The organism is Falsiroseomonas sp. E2-1-a4 (assembly GCF_051433165.1).
Taxonomy (GTDB): Bacteria; Pseudomonadota; Alphaproteobacteria; order Acetobacterales; family Acetobacteraceae; genus Falsiroseomonas.
Window position 1 is genome coordinate 1 of record NZ_JBHMFS010000027.1, and the last position, 16822, is coordinate 16822.

Annotated in this window: 13 protein-coding genes; 5 read left to right on the forward strand and 8 right to left on the reverse strand. The window is 69.8% G+C overall.

The features are described from left to right. The 6 genes from ACFHNC_RS21635 to ACFHNC_RS21660 all read right to left on the reverse strand — a co-directional run. Positions 1-1216: HAMP domain-containing protein (locus tag ACFHNC_RS21635; RefSeq protein WP_437171320.1), on the reverse strand; the 1216-nt coding region annotated here is incomplete at its 3' end. A 3-nt stretch (positions 1217-1219) separates the two neighbouring features. Continuing rightward, a complete protein-coding gene (locus ACFHNC_RS21640) occupies positions 1220-2200 on the reverse strand; it encodes an ABC transporter substrate binding protein (RefSeq protein WP_437171321.1) in 981 nt (326 codons plus the stop codon). Further along, positions 2200-4227, reverse strand: a complete 2028-nt coding sequence (locus tag ACFHNC_RS21645; protein WP_437171322.1) for an MFS transporter — start codon at positions 4225-4227, stop codon at positions 2200-2202. The genes ACFHNC_RS21640 and ACFHNC_RS21645 overlap by 1 nt, the downstream gene beginning before the upstream one ends. After that, complete coding sequence (locus ACFHNC_RS21650) at positions 4224-5003, reverse strand: hypothetical protein (RefSeq protein WP_437171323.1); 780 nt, start codon at positions 5001-5003, stop codon at positions 4224-4226. Before ACFHNC_RS21650 ends, ACFHNC_RS21645 begins: the two co-directional genes overlap by 4 nt. Continuing rightward, on the reverse strand, positions 5000-5788 hold the full coding sequence (locus ACFHNC_RS21655) for a formyltransferase family protein (protein ID WP_437171324.1): 789 nt from the start codon (positions 5786-5788) through the stop codon (positions 5000-5002). The genes ACFHNC_RS21650 and ACFHNC_RS21655 overlap by 4 nt, the downstream gene beginning before the upstream one ends. Before the next feature lie 130 nt (positions 5789-5918). Further along, entirely contained in the window at positions 5919-7163 is a 1245-nt protein-coding gene (locus tag ACFHNC_RS21660; RefSeq protein ID WP_437171325.1) for an amidohydrolase family protein, read from the reverse strand. 126 nt (positions 7164-7289) lie between these two features. Between ACFHNC_RS21660 and ACFHNC_RS21665 the strand changes: the two genes are divergently transcribed. Beyond that, positions 7290-8279: a Bug family tripartite tricarboxylate transporter substrate binding protein gene (locus ACFHNC_RS21665; protein WP_437171326.1), complete on the forward strand. Its 990-nt coding sequence runs from the start codon at positions 7290-7292 to the stop codon at positions 8277-8279. On the opposite strand, the gene ACFHNC_RS21670 is transcribed toward ACFHNC_RS21665, so the two are convergent. Continuing rightward, positions 8276-9460 (reverse strand): CaiB/BaiF CoA transferase family protein, encoded by a 1185-nt coding sequence (locus tag ACFHNC_RS21670; RefSeq protein WP_437171327.1) that lies wholly within the window; start codon positions 9458-9460, stop codon positions 8276-8278. The genes ACFHNC_RS21665 and ACFHNC_RS21670 overlap by 4 nt on opposite strands. After that, the gene (locus ACFHNC_RS21675; protein WP_437171328.1) at positions 9457-10362 is read right to left on the reverse strand and encodes an SMP-30/gluconolactonase/LRE family protein; all 906 of its coding nucleotides are present in this window, start codon (positions 10360-10362) and stop codon (positions 9457-9459) included. The genes ACFHNC_RS21670 and ACFHNC_RS21675 overlap by 4 nt, the downstream gene beginning before the upstream one ends. A 55-nt stretch (positions 10363-10417) precedes the next feature. Between ACFHNC_RS21675 and leuC the strand changes: the two genes are divergently transcribed. The 4 genes from leuC (at position 10418) to ACFHNC_RS21695 (ending at position 16801) form a co-directional block, all read left to right on the forward strand. Beyond that, a complete protein-coding gene (leuC, locus tag ACFHNC_RS21680) occupies positions 10418-11788 on the forward strand; it encodes a 3-isopropylmalate dehydratase large subunit (RefSeq protein ID WP_437171329.1) in 1371 nt (456 codons plus the stop codon). Next, positions 11788-12381 carry a 3-isopropylmalate dehydratase small subunit gene (gene leuD, locus ACFHNC_RS21685; protein WP_437171330.1) on the forward strand — a complete coding sequence of 198 codons (594 nt, stop codon included), beginning with the start codon at positions 11788-11790 and terminating at the stop codon, positions 12379-12381. Before leuC ends, leuD begins: the two co-directional genes overlap by 1 nt. Positions 12382-12451: 70 nt before the next feature. Beyond that, positions 12452-13639 carry an efflux RND transporter periplasmic adaptor subunit gene (locus ACFHNC_RS21690; RefSeq protein ID WP_437171331.1) on the forward strand — a complete coding sequence of 396 codons (1188 nt, stop codon included), beginning with the start codon at positions 12452-12454 and terminating at the stop codon, positions 13637-13639. 6 nt (positions 13640-13645) lie between these two features. Continuing rightward, the gene (locus ACFHNC_RS21695) at positions 13646-16801 is read left to right on the forward strand and encodes an efflux RND transporter permease subunit (RefSeq protein WP_437171332.1); all 3156 of its coding nucleotides are present in this window, start codon (positions 13646-13648) and stop codon (positions 16799-16801) included. The last annotated feature ends 21 nt before the right edge of the window (positions 16802-16822 follow it).

The following is a 16822-nucleotide window of genomic DNA, read 5'->3' on the forward strand; positions in this document are numbered from 1 at the left end:
CCCGCGTGCGTTCCGCCAGCAGCTCCGCCATCGCGCGATGCTGCTGCACCACATGGCCGGACAGCCGCGCGAAGGCCGGGCCGAGCGTTGCGCCCTCGCCTTCCAGAAGCCCGAGAATCTCCCGCCGCGCCGGGCCTTCCAGCACCGCGGTCAGCCGCGCGATTTCCTGCGCGATCAGCGCGCGTTCGCGCAGGCCCGCCAGGCGGTTGCCGGTCTGCAACCGATCCAACGCCAGCGTGTTGCTACGCAGCGCCTCCAGCGCCTCCCCGATCGCGCCCACCTCATCGCCGCGGCGGCCGATGGCGGCGGAGGCGAAGATATCGCCGCCGGCCACCGCCTGAAGCGCGCGCGCCAGTTCCGTCAGCGGATCCAGCGCATCGCGGATCACGCCATACAGCGCGCGGCAGGTGACGGTGGCGGCGACCACCAGCAGCGCGAAGGCCACCAGCAGCAACAGGCGGCGGGACTGGATTTCCGCGGTAGCGTCCGCCAGCACGAGAATCTCACCAACCACCGCCCCCGCGGAATTTTCCGATTGTGTCGCCTCTAGCCGGAACAGGCGGCCACCCATCTCCACCGTCTCACCCGCCCGCAGCGCGCCGGCATCTGCCCGCAGCGCCGGCGTGCTGGCGAACAGGGTTGCGCCGCCGCGGTCGCGCATCAGCAGATCGGCGCCGAGATGCCGCGTGATCTGCCCCAGCGCCGCTTCCGCCGGCACGCCGAGCGACAGCAGGTCGCCCTGCGCCAGGCGCAGGCTGGCCACCAGCAGAACCTCGCCTTCCGCCGCTTCGAAGCCGGCATGCACCTGGCCCGGGACGAGGTCGCGCTGCAAGGCCGTGGCGCCACTGGCCAGCGGGTCCGCCGCCGCCGGCGCCGCCGCCAGAAGCTGTCCCTGCCCGCCCACCACATCCAGGCGCCCATCCAGGCCGAGCGAATCGCGCAAGGCCGCCAACCGCTGGCGCAGTGCGGATTCATCCTGCGCGGCGCGCGCCGCGACCAGCGCCTCATCCAATGCGGCACCGCGCAGCGCGGCAACCAGCGGCGCGGCGGCGCGGTCCACCGCCTCACGCAGCGTGGCGGAGTGCAGGCTGGCGCGCAGCGTCGCGGCGCGGTCCTGCCCATCGCGCAGCACCAGCCAGGCCGGCAGCGCGACGGAGGCGGCGACCAGCAACGTGGCCAGGGCGAACAGCAGCAGGATGCGGGATCGGAGGAGCATGGCTCAGACGGTCTCCGCAACGCGCAGCAGCCCGACGGGCGGAAAGATCTGCAGGCGCCGCGCGCTTTCCATGCGGATCAGGAAGGACAGGCGCGTCAGCGTCTCCACCGGAATGCTCTCCGGCGCGCGGCCGCCACGCAGGATCTGCTCGGCCTTGTAGCCGGTGAAGGCGCCGACGCTGTAGTAGCGGCTGACCAGCCCGGCGAGACCCTCGGCGAATTGCACGAAGCGCTCACTGGCGGAAAAGCAGGGCAGCCCTTCATCGAGCGCCGCGCGGGTCAGCACCGCGCGGTTGTTGTTCAGGAAGGTGTCGGGTGGAATGTAGAGCCATTCCGCACCCGCGCGCCGGGCCGCCGCCACCACGCCCGGGATCGACTCCGGCACGGGCCGCCGCGCCGCATCCAGCGCCACCGGCAATTCCACCACGCCATCGCTCAGCAGCGCGCGCATTTGCGCCACCACGGACAGCGAGTTGCGCTCATTCGGATTGAAGGTGGTCGCGACGCGGGTGAAGGCGCGGTAGCGCGCCATGGCCCGCACCTGCACCTCGACCGGCGCGATATACTCCGTGCCGGTCACCGCGCGGCCCGGGTCGGTGTGGGACCGGATGATGCGGTTGCCGACAGGATCCGTGATGATGTTGAACACCACCGGCACGCCGGTGATGTGCTTCGCCGGGTCCACCGCATCCCACGGCCCGAGGGCTGCCATCGCCAGCGAGGTGCCCCAGACATAGATGAGGTCCGGCTTCACCTGCCGCACCTCCTCCACCAGGTCCGGCACGCGGCGCAGATCCTGCGCGATGTCGCGCACGATCAGCTCCACCGGAATGCGGCGCGCGGCGAAATGGTCGCGGAAGCCGTCGCAGGCCTCCTCCCAGCCGCGGAACAGCAGCATCATGATCCGAAAAGGCCGCGCCTGAGCCGTGGCGGGGCGCGCCGCCAGCAGCGCAGGCGCCGCCAGGAGATGTCGGCGTTGCAGCATCACGCTGGCTCCTTCTGCTGGGATCGTTGGAAGGCCAGCGACAGCGCGTAGCCGAGTGCGGTGGCGAGCGAGAGCACGCCGAGCGCCAGCATCGTCTCCTGCCCCGTGCCGAGCGCCAGCAGCGCCGCCGCGGCGGGTGGGCCGATGACGCTGCCGAACCGCTCACCCAGCCGCAGGAAGCTGAGCATGGCGGCGGAGCTTGGCGCGCCACGCATCAGGCTCAGCCCGGGGATGATCGCCAGCATCGGCGCCGCGGCCAGCCCCTGCGCCAGGCCGGTGCCGATGATCGCCAGCGGCAGCGCCACCTCCCGCTCCAGCCACAGCGGCAGCAGCAGCGCCACGCCGTTGATCACGCCGGCCACCGCGATGACTAGGCCGCCGCGCCCCGTACGATCCGTCAGCCAGGCGCCGACCAGGATGGCGGGCAGCATGCAAAGCCCATACAGCATCACGTTGCGACCGATCGCGGCCTGGCTCAGCCCCAGCTCCCGCAATTCCAGCGGGGCGAGGAAGAAGATGAAGCCGCCGAGCAGTACCTTGGCCGGGATCGCCGCGAACAGCACCAGCAGCGCGAAGCGCGGCTCCGCGAAGGCGGCTCGCGCGCTTTGCCACACGCCCACCGGCTTCTGCTCGCTGGCGCCACCGGCGGCAAAGGCGCGCCAGACCAGCAGGGCGGTGCCGGCCACCAGCAGCATGGAGAAGACCAGCGTGAAGCGGAAGCCGACACGATCCGCCAGCACCGCACCGATGGCCGTGCCGCAGACCGCGCCCGTCATCACCGCCGCCGTGAAGCCCCCCAGGCTGCGCGCCACACGCCCCTGCGGTGCTTCCTGCGCCAGATGCACCTGGCAGGCGATGGTGACGATGGCATAGCCGGCGCCGCAGACGGCACGCGCAATGGCGAAGGTGGTGAGGTCCGTGGCGAGCGCCGCGCCGACATGGCCGATTGCCGCTGGCAGCAGCCCGATCAGCAGCGCATTCCGCGGCCCGTGCCGCGCCACCACGCCGCCGCCAAACGGTGTGAACAGTGCCACCGCCGCGACGAAGGCCACGATCGGCAGCGCCGCGCCCATGATGCCGCCCTGCCCGCCCGCCAGTTCCAGCGCGAAGATCGGGTTGAAGGAGGTGGAGAGCTGTTCGGCGAAGACGAACAGGAACAGCGGCAGCCGGGCCGAGGCTGCACCCGCGCCCAACCCTTCCTGCACCGCGGCCACGCCGAAGCGCAGGCGTTCGCGCACATCATCCAGCACGGCGCCGGCCCGCTGCGCGGCGCCCGACTGCGCCGCCATCCAGCACAGCCGGTCCCAGCGGTCATTCATCCGGCGCACCAGCACATTCAGGTGCCGCGCCACGCGCCCAGCCTCCGCGCCAATGTCGCCCGGCGCGCGCAGCGTCCAATCGCCGCCGGCCAGCCGCGACTGCAGGCGCATCACCATGCCGATAGGCGCGGAGACAGTGCGGGACAGGACGAAGCGCAGGAATTCGGTGGTTGCCAGCAGCACCACCAGCAGCACGATCAGGACGTCCCAGCGCATGTCATCCAGCGCGGTGTCCAGCCGCGCGCGAGCGATGCCGACATGCAGCCAACCCACCACCTGGCCGGCCTCCAGCACCGGCAGCGCGGCATCGTAGCTGCCGCCGAGCAGGCGCATCAGCGCGCCGCGTTCCGGCGCCGTGGTGCCGGCGGGCAGGCCGGCGAAATCCTCAGATCCCTCACCCGCGCCGGCGATACGCTGCCCCGCCGCATCGGTCAGCTGGACATAGGCCAGGCCCTGCTGCGCGGCGAGCAGGCTGGTGAGATACTCCTCCAACCCTGACAGGCTGGCGAAGGGCACGCCGAGATCGACGGCGCGTTGCAGCGTGCGCGCGCCGATGCTGCCGACGACGGTGGCCTCCCGCTCCAGCTCCGGCCGCAGTTCAGCCTCGAAGCTGCGCAATGCGGTGTGGGAGACGAAGCCAACCGCCATGGTTAGCAGCAGCACGGCGACCGCGACAACGCGGCTGACCAGGCGACGATCCGGCGTCATGGCGCGGTGGCCTCCATCTGCTGCGGCGCGGCTTCGGGCAATTGCGCCGCGATTTGTTCGAGCTTCGCCTCGGCCTCGGTCAGCACGGCGTCGGTATCCGCGATCGCCACCTGCAATCCTGCCGCCAGCGCGGCGGGCTGCGCACCGGGCTGCATCGCTTCCTGCATCGCCGCGAACCAGCGGCGCGTGTGCCGCGTGACCAGGTGCAGGCCGAGCGCACCGGCCGGGATCGCGATAGCAAGCGCCAAGAGCGTGGCCTGCATCATCGCCAGCAGCGCGGCGGCCAGGCGTTCATCCACGGCGGTGCGTTCGTAGCGCAGCAGGATGGCGCCTTCCGGCTGGCCGAAGCCGTTGATGATCGGCGTGCCGATGCCGTAGCGCGGCCCGTCTCGGAAGCGCCAGGATGCCACGGGGCCCGCCGCCGCCAATTGGTCTCGCGGCAGCGTGCCGCCCATGTTCTGGCGATCCGTGTCGAACAGCACCACCTGGTCCGCATCCGCGATGGTCAGCCCCGCGATCAGTGGTTCCGCGGCGCGCGACCGTTCCAGCAGCGCCTGCGCGCCCGGCACGCCGGCCAGCCGCACGCCGAGCGCCAGGCTGTTCTCCACCGTGCTGCCCAGCTCGCCGGCCAGGATTTCCAGCACGCGCGCCTGCTGTTCCATCAGCATGCGTTCGAATTTCAGGTAGTTCAGCCCAGCCGCCAGGCCGCAGCCCAGCAGCAGCATGGTCGCCAGCACGCCGGTCAGGCGCGTGGCGAAGGAAAGCTCGCCCCTCACGCCGCCTGCCTCTGCGGCAGGCCCGGCGCGAGCGGCGCGAAGGCATCCCCCAGCACCTGCGCGTAATCCCGCGCGCTGACGATCGGCACAGGCAGCGCGGCAAAATCCGCCGCGGCGGGAAAGCGGAAATAGGCGCCGCCCGCGGGCTGGGGCACGCTGTCCGGCCGGCCGCCGCGCCCCAGCGTGGTGGCGGCCGTGGCGGCGATGGCGACGCCGCCGCGATACAGCCCGGCGGTGTGCCACATCAGCGACCGCGTCGCATCGAAGGGCACCCGCGCGACGCCCAGAATCGGGCCGGTATCGATGCCCTTGTCCACCATATGCACGGTGCAGCCCAACTCCCGCTCCCCGCGCAGCACCTGCCAGAAGGGCGCGAACAGGCCGCGGTAGCCAGGCAGCGCGCCGGGATGGACATTGATGATGCCGCGCGGCACCGCCTCGATCACGCGCTGCGGGAAGATCAGGCTGAAGCGCGCGGAGATGACGATGTCCGGGCGAAAATCCAGCAGCGTCGCGGCCCCGCCATCGGCGCGCAAATCATGCAGTTCCACCCAATCTTCCGGTCGCGGCAGGCCGGGTGACGGCGGCTCGATCATCGCCAGCGTGTCGATGGCGACGTCGCGTTCCAGCAGCTTCATCAGCCGCAGCGCCGGAACGTCAGCCTCCGCCTGCCTCGTCTTCACGCTGCAGAAGAAGCGAAGCTCCGCGAAGCCGAGCCGCGCGGCGAGCATGCGCGCCGCGAGAAGGCCGTGGATGTCCTTCTTGACGCAGATCGCGATCCTCATGCCGTGCCCCTGTGGCTGCGCGGCGCGACGGCCAGACCGTCGCTTCGCGTTGCGTGTCGGGGCCTTCTGCCCGCTGTGACAGGAGCTTACCGACGACAGGTTGAGGCATGGCTAACGACGGGCGGTAGGCTCAGCCCGGCCGGTGCAACTCCGCCGGCTGTCGTGTCACGGTGCGGCGGCCGCGCTTGAAGGCGGCCAGTACCGGGGCGATGCCGCGCAGCGCCGCCACCTCATCCGGCGCATCCACCACCACGAGGTCGGCCGGGGCGCCGACCGTGATGCCGTAATCCTGCTGCCGCAGGATGCGGGCGGAACCATCCGTGATCATGCTCCACATCGCCCGCACATCGGCGTCGTTGCCGCGCTGGATGACGGTGCCATAGAGATTCGCCTGCCGGATCAACTGCCCGTCGCCGAACGGCGTGAACGGGTTCTGGATGTTGTTCGAGGAGAGCGAGCACACCACGCCCGCCGCCACCAGCCGGTTCGCATCCACCACGCTGCGCGGCACATCGGCATCCTTGTGCCGGCCGCCAAGGTAGAGGTCCGTCGCCGGCAGTACCGTCAGCGCCACGCCGGCATCGGCCATGCGCTTCGCCACCGCATCCACCTCCGCCGGTTTCATGGTGGACAGCTTGGTGACATGGCCGATGGCGACCCGGCCACCCCAGCCATACTGGTCCGTCAGGTCACAGACCAGGCGCGTATCGAGATCGGACCCGCTGGTGCCGCTATCCAGATGCATGTCGATGTCCACGTCGAATTCGCGCGCCATCTCGAACACCCGGCGGATTTGCGCGGCGCGGTCGCTGTCGTAGTTCGGCGCGGCGCCGACCACCTTGGCGCCGTTGCGAAGCGCGGCCACCATCAGCTCATCCGTGCCGGGATTGTTGGTCATGCCTTCCTGCGGCATCACGCAGATCTCGACATCGATGGCCCAGGCGTAGCTGTCGATCAGCGCCTTCACACCCTCGAAGAATCGCAGGCCGATGCGCGGGTCCACCTCCACATGGGTGCGCATGCGGGTGCAGCCATGCAGCACGCACATCTCCAAGGTGCGGCTGGCGCGCTGTGTCACATCCTCCACCGTGATGTCCGGCTTGATGGCGGAGACACGCTCCATCGCCAGATGCGGGAAACGCGTGGTCTCGCATTCGCAGCGGTTGAACAGGCAGGATTTGTCGAGGTGGATGTGCGTCTCCACGAAGCCGGCGCAGACCAGCCGGCCCTTGCCCTGCACCTGCTCCCGCGCCTCACCTTCCAGACGCGGCGCGATTGCGGCGATGCGGCCATGCTGCACGCCGATGTCCATCAACGGGTCAGATGCCGCCGAATTGGGCAGACGCATCCCGCACAGGATCAGGTCGAATTCCATGCAATGCTCCTGGATACCGGTGGTGTCGCAGGCCAGCGAAACATGCAGGGTTGGTTTCGTCTACGGCATCGATGTTGCTTCGGCCTGCGGCGACCGGAACACCGGATCACAGGGGGAGAATTCCGCATGCCCGATTCCGCCAACCCGACCCGCCGCCTGCTGCTCGGCGGCCTTGCCGTGGCGTTGGCCGCACCTGCCGTGGCCCGCGCGCAAGCCACCTGGCCAGAGCGGCCAATCCGCTGGATCGTGAACTTCCCGCCGGGCGGTGCCGCAGACATCCTCTCCCGCATCCTGGCCGAATGGTTCGGCACGAAGCTTGGCCAGCCCATCGTGGTGGAGAACCGGCCCGGCGCCGGCGGCATGGTGGGCAGCGACCTGCTGGCCAAAGCGCGCGGCGACCAGCACATGGTGATGATCTCGAACGCCGCCTCGCACGGCATCGGGCCGGTGCTGTATGCCAATGTGCCCTATGATCCGGTGGCGGATTTCACCCATATCCACCTGGTCGGCACTTTCCCCAGCGTGCTCGCCGTGGGGCCGGGCGTGGCGGCGCCGGACCTCGCCGCCTTCCTGGCGCTGGCGCGGGCGAAGCCGGGGGAGATGACCTACGGCTCCGGCGGCAATGGCACGATGAACCACCTGATCGGGCAGTTGCTGGCCCGCGCCGCGGGGGTCGAACTCACGCATGTGCCCTATCGCGGATCGGCCCCGGCGATGACGGATGTGATGGGCGGGCAGATCCCGGCGCTGATGGAAAGCCTGCCCACCGCCCTGCCCAACCTCCGCGCCGGCCGTATGCGCCCGATCGCGACCAGTGAGGCCGAACGCTCCCCCGCCTTGCCGGATGTGCCGACCTTCGCCGAGGCCGGCTTCCCCGCCGTGGCGTCCACCAACTGGTTCGGCTTCTCCGCCGCCGCCGGCATCCCCGCCGCGGTGAAGGCGCGGTGGGAGGAGGAAATGGCGAAGGCCATGGCCTCCCCCGAAATCGCCGAGCGCTTCGGCCGCATCGGCGTGCGGCCGGGCACGTTGGGCGCCGAGGCCTATACCGCGATGATCCGCAGCGAGCTGGACAGGTGGCGGGAGGTGATTCGCGTCGGCAACATCAAGGTGGATTAGCCGGTCAGTGCACCGCTCGCCCGCAGCGCGGCGATCTCGGCCAAGGAGTAGCCCAATTCCGCCGCGATCGCCGCGCCATCGGCGCCCGGTGGGCGTAGATCGCCGGTGCCGCCCGGCCGCGCGCCATCGATCGAGACCGGCAGCGCCGGCAGGTCGATCGGCGTGCCATCCGGTAGGGTCAGCGGCACCAGGCCGCCGCTGCCCAGCAGATGCGGATCCTCGAACAAATCGGCCGGCTTGCCGATGGGGGCGAAGGGCAGGCCCAGCGCCTCGCACTTCGCCATCAGCTCGGGCTTGGTATAGGCCAGCAGCGCCTGGGCGATGCGCGGAATGGTGCGGTCGCGCGCATCGGCGCGCTGCTGCTTGTTGCTCAGCGTCGGGTCGCTGGCGAGGTCATCCAGCCCGAAGGCCACGCAAAAGGCCGGCCACTGCGTATCCGTCACCACGCCAACGAAAACCTGCCCGCCATCGGAGGTGCCGAAGATGTCGTAGACCGGCCAGGCGGGGCGGCGGACGGACATGGGCGGCGGCGCCTGGCCGGTGATTTTCGTCTGCGCCATGTGCTGCGCCATCAGCAGCGCCACCGTCTCGAACAACCCGGCCTGGATTTCCCCGCCCTGCCCCGTGCGCTGGCGCTCGCCGAGTGCGGCCAGGATGCCGATCACGGCGGACAGCCCACCCATGATGTCGATGACGGAGGACCCGGCGCGCAGCGGGCGGCCTTCCAGCCCGGTCATGTAGGCCAGGCCGCCCATCATCTGCACCACTTCGTCCAGCGCGGTGCGGTGCTCATAGGGGCCGGGCAGGAAGCCCTTGCAGGAGCAATAGACCAGGCCGGGGTTGGTGGCCGATAGCTGCGCAAAGCCAAGGCCGAGCTTGGCCATGGCGCCGGCCCGAAAATTCTCCACCACCACATCCGCGCGCGCCGCCAGCTTCTGCACCAGCGCCAGGCCTTCCGGCTGCTTCAAATCCACGCACAGGCTGCGGCGGCCGCGGCCGAAGGCGGCGTAGAAGCCGGTGCCGGAGCCGGTGAGGCGCCGCGTGCTGTCGCCTTCCGGCGCCGGCTCCACCTTGATGACCTCTGCGCCGAGATCGGCCAGCGTCATGCCCACGGTCGGGCCCATCACCATATGCGTGAATTCGAGAACGCGTATCCCGGAGAGCGGGGTCGGGCTGGTCATGCGGATGCTCCGGTGCGCGGCGCGGGGATTTCGGCGGCCAGCAGGCTGCCGGACTGGCTTTCGGTGATCACCAGCGTGCGGCCATCCGGCGCGAAGGTGCAGTTGGTCGGCATGCGGCCGAAGCCGGTGCAATCCACCCGATGCGTCGTCACCCCATGCGGGTCCACCACCCAGACCTGGCCATGGCCGGGGTTCGCCACGAAAAGCCGGTCATGTGCGTCCACCGCCATGCCGTCGGGGCCGGAGGTGCCGGCGGGGATGCGGAAGAACAGGTTGGCCTTGGCCACCACCGCATCCGCCCGCAGCGCGAAGCGCCATATTTCGCAGGACCGGGTCATCGCCACCAGCAGATGCGTGCCGGCGCGGTTCAGCGCCAGGCCGTTGGGGCTGGGTCCGTTGGAGATCAACCGGTCCATCCGCCCCTCCGGGTGCAGCCGCCAGACCCGGCCGGTGGGGTCCTGGAGGCCCGTCTGGCCCTGGTCGGTCAGCAGGATCGATCCATCCGGGTGCAGGATCAGGTCGTTGATCCCGCGAAACCCCTCGCTGTTGATGTTCTCCGCCACCGCCGTCATGGCGCCGGTCCGCGGGTCCAGGGTCAGCACACCATGGCGGTAATCGGCCACCAGCAGTTCATCCTCCCGCGCCGCCAGGCCGTTCGGCCAGCCTTCGTATTCCGCCACCGCCTCCCACTGGCTGCCGGAGATGCGGAAGACGCGGCCGTGCGGGATATCCGTGCAGAACAGATTGCCGCCGGCATCGAAGCAGGGGCCTTCGAGGAAGCTGTCCACCGGTGCGCCGGCGCGGTTGGCATCCGCCCAGGCGCTGCGGCGCGGCCGGCGCAGCGCGTCCGGCAGACGGGAGAGCAGGGTGGGGGCGATGACGGCGGGGGGCGTGTTCCACATGGCCTGAACCTGCCCGGGTCTTGCCTGGCCGCCAAGCCGGCGCCAGTGTCATGCCATGGGACAAACGCTATTTCAAAAAATCTGGGACGCGCATGTGGTGCAGGCCCGCGATGACGGGCTGGCCCTGCTGTATGTGGACCGCCATTATTTCCACGAGGGCAGTTTCCATGCCTTCAACATCCTGAAGGCGCGCGGCCTGAAGGTGCGCCGGCCCGATCTCAGCTTCGGCTTCGGCGACCACTACGCCCCAACCGTGGGCCGCAGCACCCCGGACGTTGCGGACCCGGAAATCCGCGGCATCATCGAGACGTTTGAAGAAAACGCCCGCGCCAACCGCATCCGCGCCTTCGAGCTGGCGGACCCGGACCAGGGCATCGTCCATGTCGCCGGGCCGGAGCAGGGGCTGACCCTGCCGGGCATGACGGTGGTCTGCGGCGACAGCCACACCTCCACCCATGGCGCGCTCGGTGCCCTGGCCTTCGGCATCGGCGCGTCCGAGGTGGCGCATGTGCTGGCGACGCAGACCATCTGGCAGTCCCCGCCGAAGCAGATCCGCTGCCATTTCGAGGGCGCCCTGCCCGCCGGCAGCACCGCCAAGGACATGGCGCTGGCGCTGATCGCCCAGATCGGCACCGGCGGCGGGCTGGGTGGCGCCATCGAATTCGCCGGCCCCGCGGTGCGGGCGCTGTCCATCGAGGCCCGCCTGACGCTCTGCAACATGGCGATCGAGGCCGGCGCCCGCACCGGCATGGTGGCGCCCGATGCGGTGACGCGCGCCTGGCTCACCGGCCGCCCCTATGCGCCCGCCGAGCCGGACCCCGCCTGGGACCGGCTGTTCAGCGACCCCGGCGCCCGCTTCGAGTCCGAGGTGACGATCGACGCCACCGCGATCCGCCCCATGGCCACCTGGGGCACCAGCCCGGAGGAAGCCGTGCCGCTTTCCGGCCGCGTCCCCCGCCTGGATGACGCACCGGACGAAGCCCGGAAAAAGGCCTGGGCCCGCAGCCTGGACTACATGGGGCTGAAGGGCGGGGAGGCGATGGCGGATGTGGCGCTGGACCGCGTCTTCCTCGGCTCCTGCACCAATGCGCGTATCGAGGATCTGCGGGATGCCGCTGCCGTACTGCGCGGCAAGCGCATCGCCGTGCCCATGCTGGTCTCGCCCGGTTCCTCCCGCGTCAAGCGCGCGGCGGAGGCGGAGGGGCTGGACCGGGTGTTCAAGGAAGCCGGCGCGCGGTGGGAGGAAAGCTCCTGCGCGCTGTGTGTCTCCATGCATGGGGAGACGGTGGGCGAGGGCGAACGCTGCGCCTCCACCTCCAACCGCAATTTTGCCGGAAGGCAGGGGCGCGGGGCGCGGACGCATCTGGTCTCCCCGGCCTCGGCGGCCGCCTCCGCCGTGGCGGGCCGGCTGGTGAGTGCGAACTGATGGAACCCTTCATCCGCTACACCGCCATCGCCGCGCCGCTCGACCTGGCCAATGTGGATACCGACCAGATCATGCCCGCCCGCTTCATGCGGCGCCCGCGGGATGAGCGCTATGTGAGCTACGGCTTCCACGACCAGCGCTTCACGCCGGATGGCGCCAGGCGGCCGGACTTCATCCTGAACCAGCCTCCCTTCGATACCGCCGGCATCCTGGTGGCCGGGCGGAATTTCGGCGTCGGTTCCTCGCGGGAGGCAGCGGTCTATGCCCTGGCGGCGATGGGCTATCGCTGCGTCGTCGCGGCTAGCTTTGGCGATATCTTCTTTTCTAACGCCCTGAAGAACGGCCTGCTGCCCGTGAAGCTGCCGGAATCCACGGTGAATGCGCTGCGCCAAGCCATCGTGACCGCACCGGGCGTGACAATTTCGATTGATCTCGAGGCGCAAATCCTGACGGCACCGGACGGTTCCACGCATCAATTCGCCATTCCCGGCTTCGCCCGCGACTGTCTGCTGCGCGGCCTGGATGAAATCGGCCTGACCCTGACACTGGAACCGGACATCACGGCCTTCGAGAGGCGCCGCAACGGGGGGTAGCAACAGCCAGGAAACTTGACGCGGCTGGTTGTGATCGGTTTGGCTACCTGCCAAATCCTGGATCGCTTCCATGCCGACGAAGACCCCGGCCGCGCTCCGCGCGGCTTTTTCCGGTTTAGCAGCCCTGCTCGGCCTTGGCCTGCTCTCCGGCCCCGCCCAGGCGCAGTTCGGCCCGCAAGGGCCGCCCGCGGTCGGCGTGGTGGCGGTGGAACGTCGCCCGGTGACGGAACGCACCGAATTCGTCGGCCGGGTGGAGGCGCAGAACCGCGTTGACCTTCGCGCGCGGATCACCGGCTTCCTTCAGGAACGCACCTTCCGGGAAGGCCAGGAGGTCACCGAGGGCCAGGTGCTGTTCCGCCTGGAACGCCCGCCCTTCGAGGCCGAGGTGGCCCGCGCCCGCGCTGCCGTCGCCTCCGCCGAGGCCGAGTTGCAGAACGCCAACAGCGCGCTCGCCCGCGCTCGGGACCTGGTGCGCAGCCAGGCCGGCACGCAGGTGCGGGTGGAGGAAGCCACCGCCGCGCAGCGCACCGCGCAGGCCAATGTGCTGGCGGCCCAGGCGCAGCTTCGGGTGGCGGAGATCAACCTCGGCTATGCCGAGATCACCGCGCCCTTCGCCGGCAAGATCGGCCGCTCCACCTTCTCCGTCGGCGCCGTGGTCGGGCCGACCAGTGAGCCGCTCGCCACCGTGGTCAGCCAGGACCCGATGCGAATCTCCTTCCCCGTCAACCTGCGCACCGGGACCGAGCTGCGGGACCGCTATGCCGGGCGCGGCGGGGCGGATGCCACGCGGGTGCGGATCCGCCTGGTGACCGGCGAGACCTACAACCAGGCCGGGCGGATCGAATTCATCGACCCGCAGGTGGACCGCAACACGGATACGGTGCTGGTCCGCGCACTGATCCCGAACCCGCCGCGCGGCCCGGGGCATGAGGGGGAGGCCGACCGCGCGCTGATCGACGGCATGTTCGTGAACGTGTTCGTCGAGGGGGCGGAGCCGGTGCAGGCCGTGGTCATCCCGCGCAGCGCGGTGCTGCAGGACCAGGGCGGCAATTATGTCTGGGTGCTGGATGCCGAGAACCGCCCGGCGCGACGGCCGCTGACGCTCGGGCGCAGCATCGCCGACCAGGTGGTGGTGGAATCCGGGCTGGAAGCCGGGGAGCGCGTGGTGGTGGAGGGTGTGCAGCGCGTCCGCCCCGGCCAGCCTGTGCAGCCCGGACCGGCCTCGGCCCCGATCCGAGCACCCGGCCAGCAGGGCTGACCGGACATGATCTCCGCCGTCTTCGTCGATCGCCCGCGGCTGGCGATCGTGCTGTCCATCCTGCTGACGCTGGCGGGTGCGCTGGCCATGCTGCGCATTCCGGTCGCGCAATTCCCGGACATCGTGCCGCCGCAGGTCTCCGTCACCACCAATTACGGCGGTGCCTCCGCCGCCGTGGTGGAATCGACCGTGGCGCAGGTAATCGAAAGCGCGGTGAACGGGGTGGAGGGCATGATCTACATGTCCTCCAACAGCGCCAATGACGGCAGCTACACGCTGTCCGTCTCCTTCGCACTGGGCACCGACCCGGACATCGCCACCGTCAACGTCAACAACCGCGTGCAATCGGCCCTGGCCAGATTGCCGACGGAGGTGCAGCGCGCCGGCGTGACGGTGCGGAAGCAATCCTCCGCCGTGCTGCAATTCATCACCATCACCTCGGACAATCCCGAGCATGATGCGCTGTTCCTGTCGAACTACGTCACCATCAACATGCTGGACCGCCTGGCGCGCACGCCCGGCATCGGATCGGCGCAGATCTTCGGCGCGCTCGACTATTCCATGCGGATCTGGTTCGAGCTGGACCGGCTGATCAGCCTGAACCTGACGCCGGCGGACGTGATCGCGGCGATCCAGGCGCAGAACGTGCAGGCCGCCGTGGGCCGCATCGGCGCGCAGCCGATCTCGGATGACCAGCAATACCAGATCAACCTCCAGACCCAGGGCCGCCTGACCACGCCGGAGGAATTCGGCGCCATCGTCATCCGCGCCAATGCGGAGGGGTCTCTGCTGCGGTTGCGCGACGTGGCGCGGGTGGAATTGGGTGCGGCGCGGATCGACACGGAAAGCCGCCTGAACGGCCGCCCAGCCATCACGCTGGCGACCTATCTTTCGCCCGGCGCCAATGCAGTGACGGCCGCCGCCGGCCTGGCCGCGGTGCTGGAAGACATGTCCCGCCGCTTTCCGGAGGGCATGCAGACCTCGGTGTTCTACGACACCTCCACCTTCGTCGTGGACACGATCTACGAGGTCATCGTCACCCTGCTGGAAGCCTTCGTGCTGGTGGTGCTGGTGGTGCTGCTGTTCCTCGGCAGTTTTCGCGCCACCGTGATTCCCACCATCGCCGTGCCGGTCAGCCTGATCGGCACCTTCGCCGTGCTGCTGGTACTGGGCTATTCCGCCAACACCGTGACCCTGCTGGCGATGGTGCTGGCCATCGGCATCGTCGTCGACGACGCCATCGTGGTGGTGGAGAATGTCGAGCGGGTGATGTCCGAGAACCCCGAAATGTCGCCGGCGGACGCCACCAAGCAGGCGATGCGGGAAATCACGGCGCCGATCATCGCCATCACGCTGGTGCTGCTTTCGGTGTTCGTGCCGGTGGGCTTCATCCCCGGCCTGTCCGGCGTGTTGTTCAGCCAGTTCGCCATCACCGTCTCCGCCGCCATGGTGATTTCCGCCATCAACGCGCTGACCCTGTCGCCGGCGCTGTGTGCCCTGCTGCTACGGCCGCACCCGCCGGGGCATGGGCCGCGCCGCGGCTTCCTGGCCGCTGTGATGCGCGGCATCGACTGGGTGCGGGACCGCTACGGCAATATCGTCGCCCGGCTGGTGCGGTTTTCCGTCCTGTCCCTTGTGCTGGTGGCGGTCTCCGGTGCCGGCATCCTTCTGATCGGCAGCCGCACGCCGCAGGGCTTCCTGCCGGAGGAGGACCAGGGCGCCTTCTTCGTGCAGATGCAGTTGCCCGCCGGCGCCAGCCTGTCCCGCACCCGCGCGGCGGTGGAACAGGTGGAGGCGATCATCGCCCCGGTGCCGGGGGTGGACCGCGTGCTGTCCATCGTCGGCTTCAGCCTGATCGACGGCGGCGCGCAATCCAACGCCGCCTTCATCGTGGTGCGGATGAAGCCCTTCGAGGATCGCGGATCGGCACAGGAAAGCGTCTTCGCCGCCATCGGCACGGTGTTCGGCGCGACGCAGCAGGTGCGCTCGGCCAATACCTTCGCCTTCAACATCCCGGCGATCATCGGGCTGGGCACCGGCGGCGGCTTCGAATACCAGATGCAGAACCTGGAAGGTCGCCCGCCGGAGGAGATGTTCGCCGCCATGCAGGGCCTGGCGGCGGCGGCCAACCAGGACCCGCGGCTGACCGCGGTCTTCTCCACCTTCACCGCCAATACCCCGTCCCTGTTCCTGGATGTGGACCGCGACAAGGCACAGGCGCTCGGCATCCGCATCAGCGACATCTTCAGCGCGCTGCAGACCACGCTGGGCGGCTTCTATGTCAACGACTTCAACCTGTTCGGCCGATCCTGGCAGGTGAATATCCAGGCCGAGGCGACGGACCGCGACGACATTCCGGACCTCTGGCGCATCCATGTGCGAAACAATGTCGGGGAGATGGTGCCGCTTCGCTCCATCGCCGATGTCCGCATCGTGCTGGGGCCGCAGACCATCAACCGCTACAACAATGTCCGCTCCGTCCGCATCGGCGGGTCGCCGGCGCCGGGGGTTTCCTCGGGCGATGCGCTGGCGGCGATGGAGGCATTGTCGGAGACCGCGCTGCCCGCCGGCTATGGCTATGAATGGACCGGCACCGCCTTCCAGGAAAAGCAGGCCAGCGGCCAGACCGGCATCATCATGGCGCTGGCGCTGCTGTTCGCCTACCTGTTCCTCGTCGCGCTGTATGAAAGCTGGGTGATCCCGATCCCGGTGCTGCTGTCGATCTCGGTCGGCGCGCTGGGGTCCTTCGGGGCCATCATGCTGGCCGGCATGTCACTGGACGTCTACGCGCAGGTCGGGCTGGTGGTGCTGATCGCGCTCGCCGCCAAGAACGGCATCCTGATCGTCGAATTCGCCAAGGAGCGCCGGGAAGCGGGCATGCCGATCCGGGAGGCGGCGGTGATGGGCGCGCGGCTGCGTTTTCGGGCCGTCATCATGACCTCCGTGGCCTTCATCCTGGGGCTGGTGCCGCTGGTGATCGCCTCGGGTGCCGCCAGTGCGTCGCGCCGTGCGGTGGGCACGCCGGTGTTTGGCGGCATGCTGGCGGCGGCGCTGATCGGCATCTTCATCATCCCGATGCTCTACGTGGTGTTCCAGACGATGCGAGAGGGGGTGAAGCGGCGCTTCGGAGGCGGTGTCACCAAGCCGGCACCGGCCGAATAGGGCGCGCGGGGGGTCTTCACG

Coding starts and splice junctions, on each gene's coding strand:
- ACFHNC_RS21690 (WP_437171331.1), top strand. CDS start 12,452: ATGCCGACGAAGACCCCGGCCGCGCTCCGCGCGGCTTTTTCCGGTTTA.
- ACFHNC_RS21655 (WP_437171324.1), bottom strand. CDS start 5,788: ATGAGGATCGCGATCTGCGTCAAGAAGGACATCCACGGCCTTCTCGCG.
- ACFHNC_RS21670 (WP_437171327.1), bottom strand. CDS start 9,460: ATGACCAGCCCGACCCCGCTCTCCGGGATACGCGTTCTCGAATTCACG.
- leuC (WP_437171329.1), top strand. CDS start 10,418: ATGGGACAAACGCTATTTCAAAAAATCTGGGACGCGCATGTGGTGCAG.
- ACFHNC_RS21675 (WP_437171328.1), bottom strand. CDS start 10,362: ATGTGGAACACGCCCCCCGCCGTCATCGCCCCCACCCTGCTCTCCCGT.
- ACFHNC_RS21665 (WP_437171326.1), top strand. CDS start 7,290: ATGCCCGATTCCGCCAACCCGACCCGCCGCCTGCTGCTCGGCGGCCTT.
- ACFHNC_RS21695 (WP_437171332.1), top strand. CDS start 13,646: ATGATCTCCGCCGTCTTCGTCGATCGCCCGCGGCTGGCGATCGTGCTG.
- ACFHNC_RS21645 (WP_437171322.1), bottom strand. CDS start 4,227: ATGACGCCGGATCGTCGCCTGGTCAGCCGCGTTGTCGCGGTCGCCGTG.
- leuD (WP_437171330.1), top strand. CDS start 11,788: ATGGAACCCTTCATCCGCTACACCGCCATCGCCGCGCCGCTCGACCTG.
- ACFHNC_RS21640 (WP_437171321.1), bottom strand. CDS start 2,200: ATGCTGCAACGCCGACATCTCCTGGCGGCGCCTGCGCTGCTGGCGGCG.
- ACFHNC_RS21660 (WP_437171325.1), bottom strand. CDS start 7,163: ATGGAATTCGACCTGATCCTGTGCGGGATGCGTCTGCCCAATTCGGCG.